At 63.4% G+C, this 20,711-nt stretch carries 19 protein-coding genes; 15 read left to right on the forward strand and 4 right to left on the reverse strand.

What is annotated here, in order from left to right:
* From ZAL01S_RS05865 to ZAL01S_RS05875, 3 genes are all read left to right on the forward strand, one after another.
* Positions 1-207, forward strand: a 207-nt coding sequence (locus ZAL01S_RS05865; protein ID WP_280464771.1) for a zinc finger domain-containing protein, incomplete at its 5' end; no start/stop codon positions are given.
* Between the two features lie 330 nt (positions 208-537).
* Positions 538-1,596: a hypothetical protein gene (locus tag ZAL01S_RS05870; RefSeq protein WP_159421608.1), complete on the forward strand. Its 1,059-nt coding sequence runs from the start codon at positions 538-540 to the stop codon at positions 1,594-1,596.
* A gap of 987 nt (positions 1,597-2,583) precedes the next feature.
* Positions 2,584-3,072 (forward strand): GNAT family N-acetyltransferase, encoded by a 489-nt coding sequence (locus ZAL01S_RS05875; RefSeq protein ID WP_066081133.1) that lies wholly within the window; start codon positions 2,584-2,586, stop codon positions 3,070-3,072.
* Positions 3,073-3,100: 28 nt separating this feature from the next.
* Here the strand turns inward: ZAL01S_RS05875 and ZAL01S_RS05880 are convergent, their stop codons facing one another.
* Entirely contained in the window at positions 3,101-3,865 is a 765-nt protein-coding gene (locus ZAL01S_RS05880; protein WP_066081135.1) for an ABC transporter permease, read from the reverse strand.
* A 153-nt stretch (positions 3,866-4,018) separates the two neighbouring features.
* On the opposite strand from ZAL01S_RS05880, the gene ZAL01S_RS05885 reads away from it, so the two are divergent.
* Both ZAL01S_RS05885 and ZAL01S_RS05890 read left to right on the forward strand, forming a co-directional pair.
* Positions 4,019-7,747 (forward strand): AAA family ATPase, encoded by a 3,729-nt coding sequence (locus ZAL01S_RS05885; RefSeq protein WP_066081137.1) that lies wholly within the window; start codon positions 4,019-4,021, stop codon positions 7,745-7,747.
* A 153-nt stretch (positions 7,748-7,900) separates the two neighbouring features.
* The gene (locus tag ZAL01S_RS05890) at positions 7,901-8,887 is read left to right on the forward strand and encodes a variant leucine-rich repeat-containing protein (protein WP_066081140.1); all 987 of its coding nucleotides are present in this window, start codon (positions 7,901-7,903) and stop codon (positions 8,885-8,887) included.
* A gap of 95 nt (positions 8,888-8,982) precedes the next feature.
* Here the strand turns inward: ZAL01S_RS05890 and ZAL01S_RS05895 are convergent, their stop codons facing one another.
* Together ZAL01S_RS05895 and ZAL01S_RS05900 are read right to left on the reverse strand one after the other, a co-directional pair.
* Positions 8,983-9,999, reverse strand: a complete 1,017-nt coding sequence (locus ZAL01S_RS05895) for a TerC/Alx family metal homeostasis membrane protein (protein ID WP_066081143.1) — start codon at positions 9,997-9,999, stop codon at positions 8,983-8,985.
* Between the two features lie 147 nt (positions 10,000-10,146).
* On the reverse strand, positions 10,147-10,755 hold the full coding sequence (locus ZAL01S_RS05900; RefSeq protein ID WP_066081145.1) for a histidine phosphatase family protein: 609 nt from the start codon (positions 10,753-10,755) through the stop codon (positions 10,147-10,149).
* Positions 10,756-10,812: 57 nt separating this feature from the next.
* On the opposite strand from ZAL01S_RS05900, the gene ftsY reads away from it, so the two are divergent.
* Both ftsY and ffh read left to right on the forward strand, forming a co-directional pair.
* The gene (gene ftsY, locus ZAL01S_RS05905; protein WP_066081147.1) at positions 10,813-11,688 is read left to right on the forward strand and encodes a signal recognition particle-docking protein FtsY; all 876 of its coding nucleotides are present in this window, start codon (positions 10,813-10,815) and stop codon (positions 11,686-11,688) included.
* 130 nt (positions 11,689-11,818) lie between these two features.
* Positions 11,819-13,384 (forward strand): signal recognition particle protein, encoded by a 1,566-nt coding sequence (ffh, locus tag ZAL01S_RS05910; RefSeq protein WP_066081149.1) that lies wholly within the window; start codon positions 11,819-11,821, stop codon positions 13,382-13,384.
* Here ffh and ZAL01S_RS05915 read toward each other — a convergent pair.
* Positions 13,381-14,487, reverse strand: a complete 1,107-nt coding sequence (locus ZAL01S_RS05915) for a carboxylate-amine ligase (RefSeq protein ID WP_066081153.1) — start codon at positions 14,485-14,487, stop codon at positions 13,381-13,383. The genes ffh and ZAL01S_RS05915 overlap by 4 nt on opposite strands.
* A gap of 120 nt (positions 14,488-14,607) precedes the next feature.
* On the opposite strand from ZAL01S_RS05915, the gene ZAL01S_RS10090 reads away from it, so the two are divergent.
* The 8 genes from ZAL01S_RS10090 to trmD all read left to right on the forward strand — a co-directional run bounded on the left by ZAL01S_RS10090 (position 14,608) and on the right by trmD (position 20,674).
* Positions 14,608-14,868: an LPXTG cell wall anchor domain-containing protein gene (locus tag ZAL01S_RS10090; protein WP_159421609.1), complete on the forward strand. Its 261-nt coding sequence runs from the start codon at positions 14,608-14,610 to the stop codon at positions 14,866-14,868.
* A 637-nt stretch (positions 14,869-15,505) separates the two neighbouring features.
* Positions 15,506-16,135, forward strand: coding sequence for a hypothetical protein (locus ZAL01S_RS10310; protein WP_159421610.1), 630 nt, complete (start codon positions 15,506-15,508; stop codon positions 16,133-16,135).
* A 397-nt stretch (positions 16,136-16,532) separates the two neighbouring features.
* The gene (locus tag ZAL01S_RS10315; RefSeq protein WP_159421611.1) at positions 16,533-17,027 is read left to right on the forward strand and encodes a hypothetical protein; all 495 of its coding nucleotides are present in this window, start codon (positions 16,533-16,535) and stop codon (positions 17,025-17,027) included.
* A 182-nt stretch (positions 17,028-17,209) separates the two neighbouring features.
* Entirely contained in the window at positions 17,210-17,674 is a 465-nt protein-coding gene (rpsP, locus tag ZAL01S_RS05925) for a 30S ribosomal protein S16 (protein WP_066081160.1), read from the forward strand.
* Between the two features lie 3 nt (positions 17,675-17,677).
* Complete coding sequence (locus ZAL01S_RS05930; RefSeq protein ID WP_066081162.1) at positions 17,678-17,908, forward strand: RNA-binding protein; 231 nt, start codon at positions 17,678-17,680, stop codon at positions 17,906-17,908.
* Between the two features lie 2 nt (positions 17,909-17,910).
* Positions 17,911-18,558 (forward strand): ribosome maturation factor RimM, encoded by a 648-nt coding sequence (rimM, locus tag ZAL01S_RS05935; RefSeq protein WP_066081164.1) that lies wholly within the window; start codon positions 17,911-17,913, stop codon positions 18,556-18,558.
* Between the two features lie 3 nt (positions 18,559-18,561).
* Positions 18,562-19,956, forward strand: a complete 1,395-nt coding sequence (locus ZAL01S_RS05940) for a hypothetical protein (protein ID WP_066081167.1) — start codon at positions 18,562-18,564, stop codon at positions 19,954-19,956.
* A complete protein-coding gene (gene trmD / locus ZAL01S_RS05945; protein ID WP_066081171.1) occupies positions 19,946-20,674 on the forward strand; it encodes a tRNA (guanosine(37)-N1)-methyltransferase TrmD in 729 nt (242 codons plus the stop codon). Before ZAL01S_RS05940 ends, trmD begins: the two co-directional genes overlap by 11 nt.
* Positions 20,675-20,711 lie beyond the last annotated feature (37 nt).

Genomic DNA, 20,711 nt, shown 5'->3' on the forward strand with positions numbered 1-20,711 from the left:
AAGGCCCTCGCCGAGGGCGGGACATCGTTCGACGCGCAATACGTGAATGTGAATGGCCAGGCTGGGTATTTCGCCCACAGCCTCCACGCCTATGGCCGCCACGGGAAGCCGTGTGACCGCTGCGGCCGCGCCCTCATTCGCGAGCAGTTCCAGAACCGAAACTCCCACTTCTTCCCCAAGTGCCAGCGGCTCGGCTGCGGTGACTGAAATCGACAGGTCGGTGCTCCGACGAACCTCTGTCATTCGTCGAGCTTTCACGACCATGTAACCAAGATGGGCGTCATGGCGAGCCACACATCTCATTCGATCCCTTAGCGAATCTTCGGCCCCACTCGTGCCCAGGGCTTCAAATGGTGAATGTTGCGTTCGCCCTGTCGAGGCGTCAGGGGCTCCGATCCGGTCCCGCCGCTCATGTTGTACGGGAATCAAAAAGCTGTTGCCCCGGCCGTATGTCGACGCGATGTCAAACGGTTTGTTGGGCAGACATTGTCATAGCGACCACACCTAGAATTGTTCCGCGTTGTAAGGGAGAAACCCGTGACCGTCTTTGATGTCAGGAAGCCAGATGGCTCCCGTTGGGAAATTCACTACACCAGCAGCGGCGTGAAATGGCTGCAGTTGGAGGATGAGCCAGGAGCATCACCGCGCGAGGCAGGGGTGCCTCCACGATTCCCCCCAGGTGTGGGCGGAGGGAGCTTTGCCGTGGCCCTTGCCGCAATGAATGTTGCCGTTGAGGGCTTGCGTTGCTGGGATGAACACCAGTGGAGACGCCTCGCTGAAGCGCAGATTGAGGAAGAGCGACGGGTCAGTTGGCTCATCGACATGATGCAGCGCTGGGCTGTAGCTCACTCTCTCAACGGGCTCGACCTCAAAGTTACTGAGTATCTTTGCCGCGAGGCGGAAGGTCTCATGCTCGCGGCGGGGCGAAACGACAAGATCCATTTGCCACAAGCCCTGATGTTCGAAATCGGGCGCATCTCCGACGTCCTCGGAGGCTTCCGAACGATGTACCACTCACAGTTCGAAGCACTTGCGGCGAATAACCGGGATGAGTTCGACGCCGCTATACGAACGGTGCTCCCTGGGCGTCGACTCAACATGAGTTTCGTTCGTGAACTTGGCGAGGATCCGGCCGCTGCATGGGTTGCGGCGTTGCAGAACAAGACGACGGCGACGTTTGACCAAGATCTGCGTGACGGAACGCGCGACATGGCGACATTCCTCAAACGCGTTTTCGCAAGCACCGAGCTTGCTCCGGTGAGGGATGAATCTCCCGCGCCCAAATGGTTCCTCGAAGAGGCGGTAAACCAGTTCGTGAAGCTTCTCCCCAGGCCAGCTCAGTCTTGGGTGCGCATTTCCCCTGAGCGGATGGATGCATTCCGTGAACTCATCCTTCTTCGGGCTGAGTTCCTCCGCGTCAAGGCGCTTCACGCGGCGTGGATGATTGTGGATGAGGCTGTGGGAACAAGTACGGGTCGTCCAATTCATGTTGAGTCCACGTCGCGCCGGCTGGAACTCACCATTGGATCGGTAGATGACGTGAATATTGAATCCCAGGCGTCGATTCGCGAAGGACAGGCGACTGCGGGGAAGTGATCGTTCAAGTGTGGGGCGGCGCACGAGTACTCGGAAAGATGTGTGGCACCCTCGTTTGACGCGCAGTACGTGAACGTGAATGGGCGGCAAGCTACTTCGTGTTCACAGCCGTATCTTTCACTCCTGCCCGTGGGGTGGGCTGTTGAGGAGCCCAAGGGTGAGGCTACATGTTCAGAAATTTATGTTGTTCAGGTGGTCTGAACGCGTGAGTCGCATGAACGAGAATGAACGACTCGAAGGCCTTGCTGGGGCTCCGCTTACGCGAGCGACCGTCCGCGAGACGGCTCAACGGCTAACGTTTCTGTGGGTTCGGCTCAGGCAGCGCTGAAGCGCCTGCGGGAGCGAGGTTATTTTTCGACCGGATTCGAACTCCGGAGGCAACAGGAGCTGCTCGATCTCTGGCTTGTCGGGTTCGGTGCGCGACTTATTCCCTCACTGCGAAGTCGCATCGTCTCAGGGACGAGCCCTGAAGAGCTCCTACGGCGTATCAGCGACGGTGAACTGTATTTGCTTCCTGCGGGTGAAGCTGTTGCTCCCGTCATGCGCTCGAAGGAATCACTCGTGCTCTCCGAGGAGCCTCCGTGGCTCGATGCAATCCGTCTCTGTCGGCTTCGCACAGACCCTGAGGGAAGCATCACCCTTCGAGAGGCGTTTTGGACACCAGCTCTTGAACTCTCAGAGCAAAAAGCCAGCACTGTGCCGAACTGCTTGCATCGTCCGATGAACGTTCGCGGCAGGCCGGGCTCGAGATGCGGGATCAACGCCGGTGAGTGTCGTCGAAGATCTCCTGCAGATGGGGTGCTCCGGCCGCTCCTTGAGATATGGCAGGACCCCGCGCTGCGGGCTGCATGTGTCGGATCGCGTCTTTCCCATCTCTACGGCCCCGTACTTGTGGAACGGTTCGATGCGCTTGTACTCGGGGCTGAGGCCTGGGGGATACGGATGTGCACGCACTACGAGTGACCGCATCTGGCATAGCCTGGCTGCATGCAGATCAGGGAAGCCCGCGTTGAGGATGCGACTGCTACTGCAGAGGTACACAGGCGCTCAATCCGAGAGCTCTGCAGCGGCGACTACTCGGCGCAACAAATCGACGCCTGGATTGCAGGCACCAGCAAGGACTCGCATCTAGCACTCATCAACAACCCCGAGCTGCGTACGTACCTCGCAGAAGAAGGCGGCGCGGTCATTGGGGTAGGGGTGTGCTCGCCAAAGCAAGGAACCGTCAATGTTCTGTATGTGGCGCCAGAATGCGTTCGAGCAGGTGTGGGTGCCGCCTTGCTGGAGCGGCTCGAGAAAGAGATTCAGGCCACGGGCGGGTGTCGTGCGGAGCTGCACTCGAGTCTCACCTCGGTGAGCTTCTACCGTGCCCGCGGATACTGCGAGCGGGGCACTGACGCGCGAGTTCTCATCTCAGGCATTGACCTGCCCTGCGTCTCAATGGAGAAGCAATTCGACGCTGTGCGTCATTCATGAATGAAACGCTCTGCCGGAAGGATCTTGCCTAACCTTCGACGGCTTGCTCTTCGGCCTCACGCGGCGGTTGCGGCAGCACCTTCGGAGCACCGAGCAGCTGCGTGAGGACGGTGCCGGCAATCGCGCCGCCGAAGAGGATCGAGCCGAGGACGACGAGCTGGAACAGGCCAGCATCGAGAGGGTCGGAGCCCGCGAAGAGGGCACCGACGAAGGCGCCCGGAAGGGTGACGAGGCCCGTCGTCGAGGTTGAGTCGATCGTCGGGATGAGCGCGTGTGAGACCGAGAGACCTCTGAAGCGTGCTGCTGCCCGACGCGGTGTCGCGCCGAGCGCGAGCATCCCCTCGATCTCATCCCGCGACTCCTGCAGATGCTCACGCAGACGCTTCGCCGTAACAGAGGTGATCGACATGACATTGCCGATGAGAATGCCGCCGATCGCGAGCAGGTGCTGGGTGTCGCGGCCCGTGATGCCGCTCGCGGAGATGATGCCGACGGTGATGACGGCCGAGGTAGCGATTGCGGCGGCGGCAGCTTTGAGCACCGGCATCGACCAGCCGATGCGCTTCGCCGAAGTGAGGATCGCGACGACGAGCATGACGCCGAGCCAGACCAGCACGAGCCAGATGCTCGTGAAGACAAGCTTCAAGATGAGCACGAGCGCGGCGAGCTGCAGGCCCGCGCGGGCAATTGCGGTGAGCGGCTCTGCCTTGACCTTGGCGCCGATCGCGTTGAGCAGCAGAGTGCCCGCGAGCACCATGCCAGCAACAACAGCGAGGGTGAGCCAGGGGTCCATGCTTCGAGCCTAGTTCTGGGAGCTGTGCAGTAATGGCAGTATTTGGGGCTTCAAGGCGTGGTGCGCCTTGAAGCCCCAAATACTGCCATTTACGCACACCGATGAGCGCGGGGGCCTCGATAGAATCGAGGCTCCCCGAACGACCGGAGCAGCATGCACCTCAAAAGCCTCACCATCAAGGGCTTCAAGTCGTTCGCGAACCCCACGACCCTCATCTTTGAGCCCGGTGTCACCTGCGTCGTTGGGCCGAACGGTTCCGGAAAATCGAACGTCGTGGACGCCCTCGCCTGGGTGATGGGCGAACAGGGCGCGAAATCGCTGCGCGGCGGCAAGATGGAGGACGTCATCTTCGCGGGCACCTCGACCCGCGGGCCACTCGGCCGCGCCGAGGTCACGCTCACCATCGACAATTCCGACGGGCTGCTCCCGATCGAGTACGCCGAGGTGACGATCCGTCGCACGCTCTTCCGCTCGGGCGGCTCCGAGTACGCCATCAACGGCGAGAACGTGCGTCTGCTGGATGTGCAGGAGCTCCTCTCCGACACCGGTCTCGGTAAGGAGATGCACGTCATTGTCGGCCAGGGGCGCCTCGACAACGTCCTCCACGCGACCCCGGAGGAGCGCCGCGGCTTCATCGAAGAAGCGGCCGGCATCCTCAAGCACCGCCGTCGCAAGAAAAAGACGGTCCGCAAGCTCGACGGGATGGAGCACAATCTCACGCGGCTGCGTGATCTCACCGCCGAGGTGCGTCGGCAGCTCAAGCCTCTTGGGCGTCAGGCCGAGGTCGCCCGCCGCGCGCAGGGCATCGCCGCAATCGTGCGAGACGCGAAGGCCCGCATCATGGCGGATGACGTTGTGCAGCTCCGGCAGGCGCTCACCGCCGCTGGTCGCACCGAGCAGGAGCGCTCGACCGAACGCATGGTCCTGCAAGAGAAGCTGAACCGGGCGGTTGCGCGTGCTGAACGGATCGTCGAGGAGCAGCGCGGCGATCAGGTCGACGAGGCTCGCCGCGTTGCCTTCGAGCTTGAGTCCGCACTTGAGCGGCTGAGGAACCTCGAGCAGCTCGCGGGCCAGCGGAAGGTCCTCACCGAGCAGCGTCTTGAGCAGCCGAGCCATGAACTCACGGTGAGCCAGGATGCGGTCGGTGCTGCCCTCCGCGAGGCAGAACTCCTCGCCGAGCAGGCGAAGGCGGCCGAGGCCCGCTGGCACGAGGCGCAGGCTGCCACGGCTGAGGCGCGCGCCGAACTCGACCGCGTCGATCAGGAAATCGCCGAGGTTGCGGCGCTCATTTCCCGGCACGACCTCGAAGGCTCAGAGCTTCGCGGCCAGGCGGATGCTGCGGCCTCGCGCCTCGCGGCCGTGCGCGGCGAAGTGCTCCGCCAAACGAACTCGCGCGATGCAGCCGCGAAGCGACTTGAGGATGCCGAGCGTCAGCTTGCCGAGCTTGGTGATGCCTCCGAGGCAGGGGAGCAAGAGTCGAGTGAACTCGACCAGGCCTACCGCGACGCAGAGCAGCAGGTCACCGAAGCGGAGGCCGCCCTCGACGCCATCCGTGAGCAGCTTCACGATCACGAGCGCGAGCGGGGGGCACTCGAGGCCCGCATTGAAGCGCTGAGTCTTGCCGGTGAAGTGCAGGACGGCACGGGCGCGCTGCTTGCCGCGAAGCTTGACGGCGTCCAGGGGCTCGTCGCCGAGCACATCACCGTCGAGGAAGGCTTCGAAGCGGCGATCGCTGCGGCCCTCGGATCACTTGCCGACGCGATTCTCGCGGAGGGCCCGGATGCTGCCATCCGCGTGCTTGAACACGCCCGCGAGGGCGAGCTTGGTCGCGTGGAACTTGTCGCTGCGCTCGGCGCAACCGGCGAGGTGACGCTGCCGAAGCTCCCGGGCACCGCCCGTGCCGCGCAGGATCTCGTCACGGCACCGGATGCCGTACTGCGACTCCTCACGGACGTCGTCATTGTTGACACCCTCGACGACGCGAAGCATCTGCTCGCCTCGGCGAACGGCCCCCTCCGCGTGGTGACGCGCGACGGCGACGTGCTCACCGCGACGACGGCACGCGGTGGATCCGGAACGAGCGGCCAAAGCCGCATCGAGATCAACGCGGAACGTGACCGGGCCAAGGAGCGCCTTGCGAAGGTCATTGCGGCGCTCGATGAAGCATCCCTCGCCCGCGGCGAACGACGGGCTGAACTGGAAGCCGTAAAGCAGCGCCAGGCGAGCGCACTCGAGGGCCTGCGCGCGTTCGATGCCGAACTTGCCCAGCGCCGCGAAGAACTCCACCGCGCGACGAGCCGCGTCGAATCCGCGAAGGCGGAGCTTGTTCGCGCAGTGAAGGGGCTCGACCAGGCAAGCTCCGGTGTCGCGGATGCTGAGGCGAAGCAGGCTGCAGCGAAGCGCGCGCTCGAGGTACACCTCGAGAAGCCCCGCCCGCTCATGACCCCCGGCAAGCGGGACGGTCAGCTCGAAACCCTCGAATCGAAGCGCGAAGCGGAGATCGAAGCGCGTCTTGCCCTCGAAACGCTCCGCGAGCGGGTCCGTGCAGAAAGGCTCCGGGCTGAGCAGCTTGACGAACGACTCGAGCGCGAGCGCGCCGCAGCCGAGGTGGCAGCACGCGAGCGGGTGCTTCGTCGGGCCGAGCTTCGCCGCATCGAATCGGTCATTGAGGTCATCCCGGAGGCCATTGCCGTCGCGTCGAGCTCGCTCGAGCACGCCCGCACCGCCCTCCGTGACGCCGAGCAGTCACGCGCCGCGCAGAATGAAGAGCTCGCGCAGCTGCGTCACGACGAGGCGACCCTGCGCGCGCGACTCGCGGAAATCACCGATGACGTCCACAATCTCGAGCTGCAGATGTACGAGAAGAAGATGCAGCTCTCGTCGCTCCTCGAACGCGCCGCGAGTGAACTCTCGTTGAGTGAGGCCGTCCTCGTCGATGAGTACGGCCCGGATCGGCTCGTCCCGCTCGACGACGATTCACTCCGTGACACCGCCGAGCGCGCGGCGAAGCTTTCGGCCGAGACGCGTGCGCTGCAGCAGGCGCTCGAAGATGCCGAGGGGTCGGAGGAGCGCGACACTCTCGAACGGGAATACGAGCGAAGCCTCCGCGAGCAGCTCGAACAGGGCGACCCGGCGACGGACGCGGACGCCGAGGCGGGCGACGACACTGACGCTGACGCCGACGCTGAGCCGGAAGGCGTCCCATACGACCGCCACGCCCAGCAGAAGCGCCTGGCTGAAGCCGAGAAGATGATGGAGCGCCTCGGCCGCATCAACCCGCTCGCGCTCGAAGAGTTCGCTGCGCTCGAGCAGCGCCACGCCTTCCTCGCCGAGCAGCTCGATGACCTCGAGCGCACCCGCAAGGACCTCATGACGATCGTCAAGGACATCGACGAGCGCATGAAGATGGTGTTCGCGGACGCCTTCGACGACACCCGGGCAGCCTTCCATGAGGTGTTCCCGGTGCTCTTCCCGGGCGGCAGCGGCGACATCACGCTCACGGCCCCGGACGACCTCCTCACGACCGGCATCGAGGTCACGGTGAAGCCCGCCGGCAAGAAGATCGACCGACTCTCGCTCCTCTCGGGTGGCGAACGCTCGCTCGCCGCGGTGGCGCTCCTCGTCGCGATCTTCAAGGCACGACCGAGCCCCTTCTACATCATGGATGAGGTCGAAGCAGCCCTCGACGACGCGAACCTCGGCCGACTCCTCGAGGTGTTCCAAGACCTCCGCGCCTCCAGCCAGCTCATTGTCATCACGCACCAGAAGCGGACGATGGAGATCGCGGACGCGCTCTACGGTGTCTCGATGCGTCAGGACGGTGTCTCCGCGGTCGTTGGCCAGCGGATCGAGCGGCAGACGGACACCTCCGCGAGCGAGTAGCGCACCCTGACGCGTCGGCCCCAAGGCGAGAACACGTCATCCTTGGGATGGCTCTCGCCCGCTCAGCACCTGCCGCCAAGGTGCGCCTCGATATCCTGAAAAGGACTCTGCAGAACCGTCTTCACCGGGTGACACACAATCGAGGGGCAGTCCATGAACTGGAGCGTATGGGACACGCTGTTCATCATCGTCGGGGTCATTGGCCTCGTCGCGACGGCGCTCATGTGGCGCTTCTCGAGCTTGCTCACGCGAGTGCTTGGCCTGGTCTTCGGTGGCTTCCTCGTGCTCTTTGGTGTGGTGGCAGGTCTGCAGATGGAGTGGACGTACCCGCTGCCGCTGCTGGCCCTGCCGCTTGTGCCGATCCTCCTGGCCCTCGTCGTTGATCTTCCGAAGCACCAGCGCGGTGCAGGCGTTGCGGCTCCCGCAGCGGCTCCGATTGCCGCCAACTCAATGACCCCGCCGCCGATGCAGGCCGCGACGACGCCTGCGCCGTCGAAGCTTGACGACGCTCCGCAAGTGGGGCCGGACGCCACGCACGAAGACATTGATGCAGCGCTTGCCGACTGGTACTTCGACCCGGCCGCGGGTCGCACGAAGCGTGACGGCGGTGAAAAGGCAGACGAGATCGAGTGGGATGCTCCCGCTGCAACGACCTCGCAGGATGCGGAGCGCGAACTTCCGAGCGGCCACCACGCTGGCCCGGTCGCCGACTTTGGCGACGGCTACGAGCTTGCTGCCGATGGCGCAGCCGACGTTGAGGAAGACGGCTCGATCAGCTACCCCGCAGGTGCTCCGGCCTCGGTGACGAGGACGTCCGCCGACGAATCCGTGCAGCGCGAGTCGGTTGAGGATGTCGTCTCGGCGCACGAAAGCAACGTGGACGAGTGGGCTCCGGAGGAGGGGCCGGACGCTGAGTCGGTGCTCGACGTGGATGGTGCACCGAGCCACGGCTTCACGCGTGAGCAGGCGATGGACCCGGCAACGCCCGCTGCGACGCTGCACGAGATCGCGGCAGCAGCGCCTGAGCTGCACGCGGCCCTCGCTTCGAACCCCTCGCTCTACCCGAGCCTTCGCGAGTGGCTCGCGAGCTCGCCCGAGCAGGACGTCCAAGACGCCCTCGCGAAGAACCCCGCGAAGTAGTCGATTCGCTCACGCCGGGCCGGTGGCCTCGATACGCCGCCTTCGGCGGCACTTGACCACCTCAGTGGCATGGCACTCGACGGGCGCGGAGGCGGCTACGAGGCCTGGCTTGACGTGGCCTCGACAGCCTCAGACTCCCCATCCCCATCCCCGCCGCGCGAGTAGATGAGGCTCGCGATCGTCGCGATCGCCAGCACGCCGAAGATGAACGCGAGCGAGAACCAGATCGGAATCTCCGGCACCCACATCACCGGCTGTCCTCCGTTCACGAAGGGCAGCTCGTTCACGTGCAGTGCATGGAACACGAGCTTCACGCCGATGAAGCCGAGGATGAACGCGAGACCAAGGTCGAGGAAGACGAGACGCTCCAGCAGTGCTCCGATGAGGAAGTACAGCTGACGAAGCCCCATGAGCGCGACCGCGTTCGCAAGGAACACGAGGTACGCCTCCTGCGTGATACCGAAGATCGCCGGGATCGAGTCAAGCGCAAAGAGCAGGTCGGTAAAACCGAGCGACACGACGACGAGCACGAGCGGCGTCATCGCCTTCTTGCCGTCCTTCATGACAGTCCACTTGTCATCGTTGTATTCCTCGCTCGTGTGGATGACCTTCTTCACGAGGTTCACCCAGCTGGGCATCTCTGGCTCGTCATCCTGGAACGATTCGATCGCCTGACGCACTGCCATGAACAGCAGCCACGCACTGAAGATGTAGAACACCCAGCTCCAGGCTTCGAGGATGGCCGCACCCGCCACGATAAAGATCATGCGCATGATGAGGGCGATCGCGATGCCGAGCAGCAGCGCCTTCTGCTGCGCGAGCTTCGGCACCTTGAAGCTCGTCATGATGATGAGGAAGACGAAGAGGTTATCGACCGACAACGCCTTCTCGGTCGTGTAACCCCCGATGAACTGGCCCGCGTGGTCCCAGTCCCACAGCCACGCGATGCCGAACATCATGACGAAGGCGATGCCGATGTAGAAGAGCGACCAGAAGGTCGACTCCTTGATTGTCGGTTCGTGTGCGTCGCGCACGTGCGTGACGAAGTCAAAAGCGAAAAAGGCAATGATCAAGACGATCGTGACAAGCCAAATCCACAGGGGGACATGCATGAGGGTTCCTCCGGCGTTCAGGTTCCACGAACAGCCGAAGGTCTCTTCCGCCGGTGAAACCAGCCGCCGTGCCCGGGCGCTTTACGAAAAGCAGCCGTGATGACGAACACGACGCGGAGGAATACTCCCCTTCAACGGGTAACGAGGTTACACGTCCTCGCTGTCGCGTGTCACGGAGAGCACTGAATGGTGGGGGAGCGGGTAGCCGTTCGCGAGGACGACACGGAAATCGTTCGGCGCCGCATCCCCGGTCGTTTCGAGGACGCTGAGGGTCGCATTGCCGATGCTGGGCGCTGGGCGTGACATGAATTCGCCGAGGACGTGACGGATGACCGTGCCGTGGCAGACGACGAGCACATCCTCTGCCGGATGCCGCTCCGCGATCTCGCGCACGGCCTGCACCGTGCGGGCGATGACGGCCTCCATCGGCTCCACGCTCGGGTGGTCCAGTGGTGCGCGCGTACCATCCGGAAGCCAATAGGAGGTGCCTTCGAGCTCACCGAAACCACGCTCGGTGACGAGGTTTTCGCGCATCGGGGCGGGGAGGCCGGCGAGCTGGGCAATCGTCGTGGCCGTCTCCATCGCACGCACGAGCGGGGAGGAGTAGATGTGCTGCCAGCCAGCGTTCTCGAGCATCCGGCCCGCGCTCTCTGCCTGGCGGCGACCCTGCGAGTTGAGCGGAATATCTGAGGCGCCCTGCAAGAGTCCCTTCGCGTTCCACTCGGTTTCACCGTGACGGATCAGTCCAATGCGCATCCGGATCCTTTCTTCCCTGCAATCGTCCCATGTACAGGGAACGGATACCCTGGGGGCATGGCGGAACGTACTCCTTGGTCACTCGGTAATGCGCTGCGCGGCATGTTTGGTCGTCGCACGATCGACGAGACGACGTGGGAGGACCTCGAAGAAGCGCTCATCACGGCGGACTTCGGTCCGGACATCACCGAGGAGATCATCGAGGAGCTCCAGGCGGGCGTTGAGCGCTACCAGGTGACCGACCCGCGCGATCTCAAGCGCATGCTCCGCGAAACGATTGAAGAGCGCCTCGCGAAGTTCGACCCGACGCTGAAGCTCTCGGCCCGCCCGGCGGTAACGCTTGTTGTTGGTGTAAACGGCGTTGGCAAGACCACCACCATTGGCAAGTTCGCGAAGTTCCTGCGCAACCACGGCATGACGGTTGTCGTGGGCGCCGCCGACACCTTCCGAGCGGCAGCCGTGGAGCAGCTTGCGACGTGGGCCGGACGCGCGGGTGCGCTCATCGTGCGTCCGCAGCACGAAGGCCAGGATCCGGCATCTGTCGCATACCAGACCGTCGAAGTGGCGCAGCGCGACAACATCCCGATGGTCATCATCGACACGGCTGGGCGTCTGCAGACCAAGGGCGGTCTCATGGATGAGCTCGGCAAGATTCGGCGCGTCGTCGAGAAGCTCGGCGAAGTGTCCGAGGTGCTGCTCGTGCTCGACGCGACGACGGGGCAGAACGGCGTCTCGCAGGCGGAAGCCTTCATCAAGTACGCGGGCGTCACGGGCCTCGTCGTCACGAAGCTCGATGGTTCGGCAAAGGGTGGCTTCGTGCTCGCCGTGCAGGAGCGCACGGGCCTGCCGATCAAGCTCATCGGTCAGGGCGAAGGCATCGACGACCTCACCGGTTTCACGCCGCACGTCTACGCCGAGAAACTCGTCGGCTAGCACGCTGTGCAGTAATGGCAGTATTTGGGGCTTCGAGGCGTGGTGCGCCTTGAAGCCCCAAATACTGCCACGAATGCACATTCGCCCCGCGCCCCAGCCGTCGCGACGCCTCGCGTAGAATCTTGGAACTATGGCCATCTTCGGAAATCTCTCGCTTCGGCTCACCGAATCTCTCGCAAACCTCCGCACCAAGGGCAAGCTCACCCCGGCGGACGTCGACGGGACCGTTCGGGAGATTCGCCGCGCCCTCCTCGAAGCGGACGTCGCGCTGCCGGTCGTCAAGGAATTCACCGCGCACATTCGCGAGCGCGCACTCTCGGATGACGTCAACAAGGCGCTGAACCCGGCCCAGCAGGTCGTGCAGATCGTCAATGAGGAACTCATCGGCATCCTCGGTGGCGAGGTCCGCCGCATCAACTTCGCGAAGCAGCCGCCGACGGTCATCATGCTTGCGGGTCTGCAAGGTGCCGGTAAGACGACCCTCGCCGGAAAGCTCGCGAAGAAGCTCCTCGAAGACAAACACCAGCCGATGCTCGTGGCCTGTGACCTTCAGCGCCCGAACGCGGTCAACCAGCTGCAGATCGTCGGTGCCCAGGCAGGCGCCCACGTCTTCGCGCCGGAGCCCGGTAACGGCATCGGCGACCCGGTCCGCGTGGCGAAGGACGCCATCAAGTACGCGACCGACAAGCACTACGACGTCGTCATCATTGACACCGCGGGTCGCCTCGGTGTTGACGCGGAGCTCATGAAGCAGGCCGCGAACATCCGCAAGGCAACGAACCCGGATGAAGTCCTCTTTGTCATCGACGCGATGATCGGTCAGGACGCTGTTGCCACCGCCAAGGCCTTCCAGGAGGGCGTCGACTTCACGGGTGTCGTGCTCTCGAAGCTCGACGGTGACGCTCGCGGTGGTGCCGCACTCTCAGTGGCCAAGACGACTGGCCGCCCGATTATGTTCGCTTCGACGGGTGAGCGCCTCGACGAGTTCGAGGTGTTCCACCCCGACCGCATGGCGAGCCGCATCCTCGACATGGGTGACATCCTCACCCTCATCGAGCAGGCCCAAAAGGCCTTCGACGAGGAAGAGGCGATGAAGGCCGCCGAGAAGATGGCGAACGACGAGTTCACCCTCGACGACTTTCTCGCGCAGATGCAGCAGATGCGCAAGGCCGGCAACATGAAGCGCATGCTCGGGATGCTTCCGGGCATGGGGCAGATGAAGGACCTCATTGACAACTTCGATGAGCGCGAGATCAACCGCACCGAGGCGATCATTCAGTCGATGACTCCCGCCGAGCGTAAGAACCCGAAGCTCATTAATGGCTCGCGTCGTGCCCGCATCGCGCGCGGTTGTGGCCGCACGGTGACGGATGTCAACACCCTCCTCAAGAATTTCGAGCAGGCCTCGAAGATGATGAAGACGGTCGCCCGCGGCGGCATGCCGAACATCCCCGGTATGGGGCCGATGCCCGGCATGGGTGGCGGTCGCGCGGCGAAGCGTGCCGCCCAGCAGAAGGGCAAGAAGAAGGGCAAGGCCTACTCGGGCAACCCGGCGAAGCGTCAGCAGCAGGAGCTGCAGGCGCCGAAGGCGACGGGAGCCGGATTCGGCAAGGGGGCGGGCTTCGGCACCGCGAGCATCCCGGGCCAGCCGTCTGAGGAAGAACTCGCCCAGCTGCAGAAGTTCCTCAAGCGCTAACCGCGTGCTGCCGCGATGAGCTCCTGCAGGAGGGGCTCGAAGCGGCCTGCGCTCGCGGCGAGGCGTGCGCGCTGGCGGTCCGCGGAGTTCTCGCGGATAAGGCCCGAGAAACGTTCGAGCTCGGCGACGCATCCGAGTGAGGACGCGGCGGGCATCGCCCAGTCAATGAGCTCGTCGGCGACCCGTGCGAGGGGAGTTCCTGATGAACCGACGTACTGGATGACCTCCATCCCCGTCCCGTAGCGCGCAGCTCGCCAGCGGTTCGTCTTGTGCGCCCACAGTGGCAACTCGCACAGGGCAGGCATTCTGGTTCCCCGGTCGAGCGCTCGCGAGGTGGCTTCGGCGATGGCGTGCATGAACGCGGTGAGTGCGGCGAGATCGTCGAGGCTTGTAGCGCCATCCGCGACCCGCACTTCGATTGTGCCAAAGCGTGGCGTGGGGCGGATCTCCCAGCGAAGTTCGGTGGCGGATTGAATGATGCCGCTTGCGATGTAGTGGTCCACCATTTCTTCGATTTCGGCCCACGAGCGGAAGGCTGGGGGAGTGCCTGCGTGTGGAAGCTGCTGGAAGAGCATGGTGCGGTGCGAGGCAAACCCGGTGTCTTCGCGGCACCAGAAGGGGCTTGAGGCGCTCGCCGCGAGGAGCACGGGCGAGGTCGCCGTGAGGACGTGCATCACCGGCGCGACCTTTGCTCGGGACTCGACGCCAATGTGCGTGTGGAGGCCCCAAATTGCGAGCCGATCGGCCCACGCCTTGGACTCCTCGCGCATCGTGGTGAAACGCTCGGTGTCGCGGATCGTGGCATCCCGCCATGAGGACGTCGGATGCGACCCACTGCCGATGAAGGCGAGACCGCGCTGTGCGGTCGCCTGCCGCAGCAACTCGCGGAGCTCAGCAAGCTCGGCAACCGCCTCCGGGATGCACGTGTGCACACCCGTGACGAGCTCGACCGTGTTCGTCATGTACTCGGTTACGATGCGGGGGTCATCAATCGCCGCAACGATCTGCGGGCCGAACCCCGCCAATTCGCCGCTCGAGGCATCTACGACCGCAAGCTCCCACTCGATACCGAGCGTTGATCGACCTGAGTCGGCGAAATCCATGCGGCAAGCGTAGTTGAGAGCGGTGGCGCGACGTGCCGATATGACGAAGAAAATCCCCGACCAGGTCAAGAATCTGTGGCGCTCACCCGGGCTGTCGCTTGTGCTTGGTACCGTGTCACCATGCAGACCTCGCTTCAGGTAGCCGTTCCCGCACTGACCTCCCTCGCTGAGACGGGCGGCACTTTCAACGCGCTGCCGTGGATCATTGGCGGCATCGCGCTGCTCATCATCGGCGCGATCGTGTTGTTCATCCTCGGCCGCCGTAAGAAGGACGACGAGGCCGTGGATGAACTCGACGGTGACGCTCCGGAGCACGGACTCCACCAGGAGACCCCCGGCGACGACGGTCTCGTCGACGACTCTTGGATGGACAAGCGCTAGCTCGTCAGAGAGGCCGCGGCCCTTGGTCGTGGACGCGTGTTGGTCAGGACGCTTGCGTCCTTGTTGAATACTCCATCTGCTCTTTACCACACTGAAGATCTTCATTGAATGTGGTTGACATTGTGTTGTCGTGTATGTTTACCATGGACGTGCCTACTGACAGTGTCGTTGTGGAGGTGTTCTGATGGCTCCAAGGGGGCTCGATAGAAGAGTGCGTTAACGTGTGACGCGAATCGTAGTAAACCCAATTATATTCTGTTTGCTGGTCATCATGGCCGGGGTGGCTCTTGGTGCCGAGACCGCATTTGCTGCCACGACGAACTATGTGAGCAATGAATACAGAAATGAGCGCCAATCGTCCGATTCGGGGGTGCGTGCCCGGATTTCAGGTGGTGTGGCGAGCACCGAGCTTTTTTCTGCCGATGGGGCGAATGTAGTGCTCACTATTGAGACATACTATCCGGCGCCGGGGTACCGCAGTGTAGGTTATGCAAGCTCCGGAGGTTCTGTCAATCTAACACACGCGGCCGTAGCGAATGCTCGTTCGAAATGCATGTGGGATTGGCCGTGGAGTAGCGGAAGTATTGGTGCACTGCGTACAACGTGTGGATTCTATCATTAGAGAGGGGTTTGGGCATTGACAGAGAAATTTCTCATGACATCAGCGGTTGTTGCTTTGGTGCTGGCCGGAGGTTTTGGCGCGGCCCCCGTTCATGCGACACCGGAAGTGAATGTTGAGGACGTGCTAGCTGTGCTCAATGAGCCAAAAGCTGAATATGACAATCTGCCTGATGGTGTGGATCACGCTGCCCTGGGGGGAATCGCGCCTGACAGTGTTCGATATTTGGGGCAAGATGCACTTGCGCGCTACTGGGTGGGTGTAGCGCATGATTCTGCCGTCTGCCTGCTTACGGTGATTCCTGACGGTAATCAGATCGCAGCGAGTGCCTGCGCGAGCTTCCCTGAGTTTTACGAAAAGGGGATCGGGGTTGTTGCTGGCGAATCCCGAGAAGCAGGAGATCGTTCAACGGAGGCGTACCTTCTCCCTGATGATGCCCCTGATGTGGCGGCTGCTCATACTGGCTCGGTGAAACCGAGCGGCGGGCTCAGTGCTGCTGACGGTTCCACCGTCGCTGGTGGCCGGGCGGGATCGGCTTATCTCGTTACTGGGCGGCCCGGTACCCTCGGCGTTGAAAGTGGAAATTTTGATCGTCCGAATGGAATCCCCTTCCGTTTCGAGACGGTGAATATTAACGGTGGGCGCTGATGCAAGATAGAATGCGTTCTACTCGTGTCGCAGGTTTGTGTGTTATTGGGAGCGGGGTGTTGGTTTCCCTGTGGCTTGGTTTTGCGGGGGAAGTGCAGGCCGCCGATATTGTGTACGCGAAGAACATGAAGACCACCTCGGGGGTGGAACGAACCTCAAGTTCTTTTTCGAGTTTGGTTGGGGGAAGCTCGAATGTGAATCTGGGAGTGGGGCAGCATGGCGTGGTGACATATCGCCCTGCTCCCGGTTATGTTGAAATTGGCCGCGTGGAGTCGACGGGTGGTAATCAGACATTCTTGAGTCACGCTCGCGCTCAACATGTCCGAAGCAAGTGCTCGTGGTGGATCTCGGTGGGTGGTGAGGCGGAGCTCACCTGCTCTGCAAGAACGTGATGTTGATGAGCCTTCTTATTGGCCTTATTGGGGTTGTTGTCTATGTCTGTCTCGTGGGAATTCTGACCATTCGAAAGATCGGTTTAGAAGGTGGGGCGGTTTTTGATCTCAGTAATCAGCTGGTGGGGGTGACGGCACCATCTGGAGGAATATTCACACTTATTGCCATTGCGTTGCTATCTGTGGGAGTCTTGGGTCTTCTTGCCAGGAGACTGTTTAGTGTAAGGGACTCTGCATTCCGTATTTGGGGACTCTGGGGTTTTGGTCTCGGTGGAATCACGTTGGGCATATTTCGTATGTTCTGGACAGGAAACGCGGGCGCTGGTGATTCCCTCGAGCAAGGATTTGAACCCTGGGTCGTTGGTTGGATTATTGAAGGGATCGACAATCCCGCCGCATTGACCGTCGTTCTGGCGTCCGTCGTCATCGCAGTCCACTCCCATATGAGACGGCGGACGTTGAAGGGTGCCAAGGGTGGTGATTCGGGTCCCGTTGCGTGACCGTGCAGCCCGTGGGAGAGCAGGGCTGGCCTTGGCGCTCGGAATCTGGCAAGATGGGACGCTGACGAGTGCCGTCCGACCCTCTATCCGACGCGCGCCGACGACCATTCAAGCTTTACCCGGGTTCGCCCCACGAACCTGAGGCACGCTTACTCACTTCACGAAACCAATTCAGGAGACACGTGGCTGTCAAGATCCGCCTCAAGCGCCTCGGTAAGATCCGTGCGCCGTTCTACCGCATCGTCGTCGCAGACTCGCGCACCAAGCGCGATGGTCGCGTCATCGAGGAGATCGGTAAGTACCACCCGACCGAGCACCCCTCGTTCATCGAGATCAACTCGGAGCGCGCCCAGCACTGGCTCTCCGTCGGCGCTCAGCCGACCGAGGCCGTCCTCGCCCTCCTTAAGCTCTCGGGCGACTGGGGCAAGTTCACCGGTGAAGGCTCGACCGAGTCGCAGATCAAGGCTCCCGAGGCAAAGGAAGCCTTTGAAGCTGACACCAACAAGAAGCCGGTCCTCAAGCCCAAGGCTGAGCCGAAGGCTGAAGTGAAGCCCTCGGAAGACGAGGTTGCTGAGGCTGCAGCTGAAGAGACCGCTGAGGACGCTGCGGCCGCCGACGAGGCCGCCGCAGAGGAGACCGAGGCGTAAATCATGCTCGAATCCGCGCTGACACACCTGGTCCGGGGCATCGTTGATCGCCCGGACGACGTCCGCGTGGACCGAGTCTCGCAGGCGCGGGGCGAGGTCCTCGAGGTGCGCGTGCACCCCGAGGACCTCGGCCGCGTCATCGGACGCTCGGGTCGCACCGCCAAGGCGCTGCGCACCGTCGTCGCCGCACTCGCCGACGGCGAGCGCGTCCGTGTCGACGTCGTCGACGCATAGCCGTGGCTCCAAAACCCGGCAGCATTACCCGGCTGCGAGTCGGACGCCTCACGAAGGCGCATGGGCTCAAGGGTGCGCTCAAAGTCGAGCTGTACACCGACGAGCCGGAACGCCGTTTCGTTCCCGGCGCAAGTTTTAGCCTCCAGGTGCCGCCCGAGAGCCCCTGGCACAACCGTAGCGTCGAGCTTCTCGAGCTCCGCTGGTACAACGAGCAGCCCGTCGCCTTCTTCAAGGGAGTCGAAGACCGCACCGCGGCAGAAACGCTCGTCAAGGCGATCCTCTGGGTCGACAAGGACGACGCTGAAGAACTCGAACCTGACACCTGGTACGACCACCAGCTTGTTGGCCTCGACGTCATCGTTGACGGCATGAAGGTTGGCGTCGTGGCTCGCATCGACCACCTGCCGGCGCAGGACCTCATCGTCGTGAAGACGAAGGGGGACGATGTCCTCGTGCCGTTTGTGCGCGCGATCGTGCCGAACGTTGACATCCAGGCTGGACAGATCACGATGACTCCGCCTGGTGGACTCTTCGACCCGGAGCACGCTGAGATTGCCCGTGCTGACGGCAACCACGCAGCTGAAGCTGCGGCTGACGCGGATGACGCTGACGCGGCACACGCCCAGACTGACACGATCCCGGACCACTAGGCCATGCGGTGGGTTGCCATCGCGTCCGCCGTCGCCGCGATCACCGGCTACGTCGTCATCCTCATCGCGACGACCACGCTCGGCGCTGAGCGCTTCGAACTCTTCAACGTCTTCTGGGGCCTCTTCTTTACGCTGAACGGCATCGTGATGGGCCTCATGCACGAGACCACGCGCGGTGTTCGCGCCATGGCGCGCCCCGACGACGAAACCTGGGAGCGTGAGCGCAGCCACGGCCAGGACGACGAGGCCGTGCTCGAGGCTTTTGAGGCAGAAGAACTCGAGGATGCGAGCGTGAGCGCCGAAGCGCGGGCAGCAGATCTTGCCCTCGCCCGCGCGAGCAACGCATCCGGCATCAACCCGGTGAAGACGAGCGTCACCATCTCGCTCGTCATCGGCGCCCTCGTGCTCGCGACCTCGCCGCTGTGGGCACCGGCTCTCTTACCGGCGCAGTACGGAGCAACCGCAACGGGCCTGCTCACCGTGGCGATCACACTCACGACCGTGCAAGCGGTGTTCTCGGGCGTGCTCTCGGGTATTGGCCGGTGGCGCGCCTACGCCATCCTCACGATGATCGAGTCCTTTGGCCGCGTCATTGTGGCGCTCATCGCGACGCTCCTCAGCGACCCGGTGACGGGCTTCCTCGTCGCAACCGTGACCGGCATGATCTCAAGCCCGATCATCATGCTCACGCCGGTGGGACGTCGCGCGCTGAGCGCCCACACAGATGTCTCGCTCCGTAGCTTCCTCTCGCGCGGCGGCCAGTCGATGCTCGCCGCGAGCGCGGCAGCGGTCCTCGTCGTGGGCTTCCCGGTGCTCATTAAGGCCACGCGCCCCGGAACCGACCCGGTGCTGCTCTCAAACCTGCTGTTGGCTGTGACGCTCACGCGAGCTCCCATCCTCACGCCCATCACCTCGTTCCAGAGCGCGATCGTCGTCTACTTCGTCGACCGTTTCCGCCAGGGACGCCGTGTGCTCCTCATTCCGATCGCGGCTGTCCTCGGCATTGCCATCGTGGGTGCCGGTCTTGCCTGGCTCGTCGGGCCGCCGATCATCGAACTCATGGGCCGCGGCTTCACCGTCGGCGGGCATGTCCTCGCGGCACTCACCTTTGTGGCGGGTGTCACGGGATGCCTCTACCTGAGCGGCGCTGCAGTGCTCGCCCGCGAACGCCACGGTGTGTACGTTGCCGGCTGGTGGACGGCCACGATCGTTGCGATCGTCGTCCTCCTCGTGACGCCCGGCGTGCTTGACGCCGTCGTGCTCGCGCTGGGCCTCGGGCCGCTCCTGGGCGTTCTCGTCCACCTCATCTTCGGGATGGGGCCAGTCACGCGCGACAATGAAACCGCCCCTGAACCGTCCACCGAACCTGAGCGAGAGGCCGCCGAGCATGCGCGTTGACATCGTCACGATCTTCCCGAGCTTCTTTGACGTGCTCGACCTGTCGCTCCTCGGCAAGGCACGCGCGCAGGGGCTCTTCGAACTTGGTGTGCACGACCTCCGCGACTACACGCACGATCGTCACCGCACCGTCGACGACACCCCCTACGGCGGCGGCGCCGGAATGGTCATGAAGCCGGAGCCGTGGGGCGAGGCCCTCGACGTGATCCTTGCTGACTCGCCCGCGGTGGAGGAGGGGAACGAGCCGGGTGCTGAGCAGCCGCTCATCATCTTCCCGTCGCCGGCTGGCCACGTCTTCACGCAGGCCACCGCACGCCGCTATGCCAACGAACGCCACATTGTCTTTGGTTGCGGACGCTACGAGGGCATCGACCAGCGCGTCTTCGACTACGCCGCAACGCGCGCTCGCGTTGAGCTCGTGAGTCTCGGTGACTACGTCCTGAACGGCGGCGAAGTAGCCGTCATGGCGATGATCGAAGCCTTCGGACGACTCATCCCGGGCGTCGTGGGGAACCCGCTCTCGCTCGTGGAAGAGTCACACGAGGATGGCTTGCTCGAGTACCCGAGCTACACGAAGCCCGCTGCGTGGCGCGGCTTTGAGGTGCCGGAGGTGCTGCTGTCGGGGCACCACGGCAAGGTCGCCGAGTGGCGCAAGGAGCAGCAGATTGAGCGGACGCGGCGCGTGCGCCCGGATCTGTTGCCGGAAGAACTGCGCTAGAGCTCCCGAGGCTGGTCGAAGAGCCGCAGCGTGTTCG

It is taken from the genome of [Zimmermannella] alba NBRC 15616, from assembly GCF_001570905.1.
Lineage (GTDB): Bacteria > Actinomycetota > Actinomycetes > Actinomycetales > Microbacteriaceae > Pseudoclavibacter > Pseudoclavibacter albus.

Excerpts from the sequence above, each read along its gene's own strand:
- ZAL01S_RS05875 (WP_066081133.1), top strand. The coding sequence starts at position 2,584 with ATGCAGATCAGGGAAGCCCGCGTTGAGGATGCGACTGCTACTGCAGAG.
- ZAL01S_RS05880 (WP_066081135.1), bottom strand. The coding sequence starts at position 3,865 with ATGGACCCCTGGCTCACCCTCGCTGTTGTTGCTGGCATGGTGCTCGCG.
- ZAL01S_RS05885 (WP_066081137.1), top strand. The coding sequence starts at position 4,019 with ATGCACCTCAAAAGCCTCACCATCAAGGGCTTCAAGTCGTTCGCGAAC.
- ZAL01S_RS05890 (WP_066081140.1), top strand. The coding sequence starts at position 7,901 with ATGAACTGGAGCGTATGGGACACGCTGTTCATCATCGTCGGGGTCATT.
- ZAL01S_RS05895 (WP_066081143.1), bottom strand. The coding sequence starts at position 9,999 with ATGCATGTCCCCCTGTGGATTTGGCTTGTCACGATCGTCTTGATCATT.
- ZAL01S_RS05900 (WP_066081145.1), bottom strand. The coding sequence starts at position 10,755 with ATGCGCATTGGACTGATCCGTCACGGTGAAACCGAGTGGAACGCGAAG.
- ftsY (WP_066081147.1), top strand. The coding sequence starts at position 10,813 with ATGGCGGAACGTACTCCTTGGTCACTCGGTAATGCGCTGCGCGGCATG.
- ffh (WP_066081149.1), top strand. The coding sequence starts at position 11,819 with ATGGCCATCTTCGGAAATCTCTCGCTTCGGCTCACCGAATCTCTCGCA.
- ZAL01S_RS05915 (WP_066081153.1), bottom strand. The coding sequence starts at position 14,487 with ATGGATTTCGCCGACTCAGGTCGATCAACGCTCGGTATCGAGTGGGAG.
- ZAL01S_RS10090 (WP_159421609.1), top strand. The coding sequence starts at position 14,608 with ATGCAGACCTCGCTTCAGGTAGCCGTTCCCGCACTGACCTCCCTCGCT.
- ZAL01S_RS10315 (WP_159421611.1), top strand. The coding sequence starts at position 16,533 with ATGAGCCTTCTTATTGGCCTTATTGGGGTTGTTGTCTATGTCTGTCTC.
- ZAL01S_RS05930 (WP_066081162.1), top strand. The coding sequence starts at position 17,678 with ATGCTCGAATCCGCGCTGACACACCTGGTCCGGGGCATCGTTGATCGC.
- ZAL01S_RS05940 (WP_066081167.1), top strand. The coding sequence starts at position 18,562 with ATGCGGTGGGTTGCCATCGCGTCCGCCGTCGCCGCGATCACCGGCTAC.
- trmD (WP_066081171.1), top strand. The coding sequence starts at position 19,946 with ATGCGCGTTGACATCGTCACGATCTTCCCGAGCTTCTTTGACGTGCTC.